The organism is Novosphingobium naphthalenivorans NBRC 102051, from assembly GCF_001590985.1.
Taxonomy (GTDB): domain Bacteria; phylum Pseudomonadota; class Alphaproteobacteria; order Sphingomonadales; family Sphingomonadaceae; genus Novosphingobium; species Novosphingobium naphthalenivorans.
In genome coordinates this window covers 1-1,473 of sequence record NZ_BCTX01000194.1, presented here as the reverse complement: position 1 = coordinate 1,473, position 1,473 = coordinate 1, and the positions used below count along the sequence as shown (strand labels likewise).

Annotated in this window: 2 protein-coding genes; both read right to left on the bottom strand. The window is 64.2% G+C overall.

From position 1 onward, the window contains the following. The coding region (locus NN5_RS24650; RefSeq protein WP_157081335.1) for a type IV secretion system DNA-binding domain-containing protein at positions 1-1,104 on the bottom strand (1,104 nt) is incomplete at its 3' end. Continuing rightward, positions 1,101-1,448 (bottom strand): hypothetical protein, encoded by a 348-nt coding sequence (locus NN5_RS24645; RefSeq protein WP_067739356.1) that lies wholly within the window; start codon positions 1,446-1,448, stop codon positions 1,101-1,103. The genes NN5_RS24650 and NN5_RS24645, both read right to left, overlap by 4 nt. Between the last annotated feature and the right edge of the window lie 25 nt (positions 1,449-1,473).

Genomic DNA, 1,473 nt, shown 5'->3' with positions numbered 1-1,473 from the left:
AGTCACCCAGTCGCGGATCGAGAGCCCCTCGCGGGTGTCGTCGAGATAGCGAAAGCCCCTGAGCTGCGAGGCCAGTTCGGCTTGCACGCCCGCCGAGGTCCGCTCGCCCTCGGGCGAGACGAAGGCCGCGCCTTCGGTATTGGCGACGAAAGCGGAGAGGACCTTGAGCCCCGAGCGGGTGAGGACATCGAGCATCGCCGAGACCAGCATGTGGTCCTGATGACGAAGCGTGCGCATGACCGCGACAAGCGTTCCGCGTGCCGCTTTGGCCCAGAACGGGTCCTTGCCGCCATCGGGAACAACGGACTCGGCGATCTGGTCGTAATGGTAGTCCTCGGTGGTATCGACCCAGGGGCTCCACTTGTTGGAACGGGTATCGAAGGGATTGAGCAGGATGTCGCGCTCGGGGCGGTAGAAGCGTTCGACGAAATCCCCGCTGGTATCGTAGATGATAGCGCGCCTGCCCGATTTGCGGATGCCCTCGAGCATGATGTTGATGCAGTTGGTCTTGCCCGTACCGGGCGCGCCGCTGATGAGGATGTGCTCCGGCTCGTAGGCCAGTGGTATCTTCACACCGCCTATCTTCAGGCACCCCTTGGGCACACGCAGCAGCTTCATGCGCAGTTGCCGGGCCGAAGTGAGGCGCGCCCCGCGCAGGAACTCGTTGGAGCCAAGCGCCCTGCCGATGGCGGTGAAGCAGTACCACGAGAAGAGGAGCGTGAGGATCGAAAGGCCGCCCATGATCACCGCCCCGTGGACGAGATCGCGCTCGAGGCCGGAGAGCACCCTGATGACAACCGGGGCCGCCAGAATGGCATCGGCGCGCGCCGCATAGGTCATTCCACTGGGGGCGACGAAGTCGACGGCGCTTCCCGGACTGGAGACGACATTGACCTGTATCCAGGCCTTGGCGGCGATGCCGAGGACCGTGCGGTTGTAGTCCGGCGTGACTTCCCAGGTGTAGGCCAGGACCGCCATGATCCAGAGCACGAGGCTGGCGATCAGGGTCTGCTTGAAGACCTGCGTGCTCATTCGCACGTTGTGGACGATCGCCTGTCCGCCCCGTGTCCACGATCCGATGGTGTCGTTGCGAAAGATGCTCATGATACCCTCCCCGGAAGGTCATCCTCATCATCCAGTTCCCCCGAGACGGGGATAATGCCAGAGGGGAGCAGTCCCCGCTCGCGCATTGCCGCACGTGCCTCGATGCTCGCCCGTTCGACCAGCGCGTGACCGCGCTCGGCGGCCAGTTCGGTCACGAGCGCGAAAATCTGGATAGCCACGCCGAGGATCTCATCCTGGCCGGTAAAGACGTATCGCCCACCCGGCGACGCCGCCTCCTCAAGGAGCGGGTGGAGGAGCTGGGAGAGCGAAAGATTGGCGGAGGCCGCGCGGCTCCTGAGGCGTCTATGGAGCCGGTCATCGACCTTGATCGACAGCACTTTCATCGAGGGCACCTTCTAACGAAGGTCC

What these genes read in the sequence shown, in the direction of transcription:
- NN5_RS24645 (WP_067739356.1), bottom strand. Translation starts at nt 1,448, where the DNA reads ATGAAAGTGCTGTCGATCAAGGTCGATGACCGGCTCCATAGACGCCTC.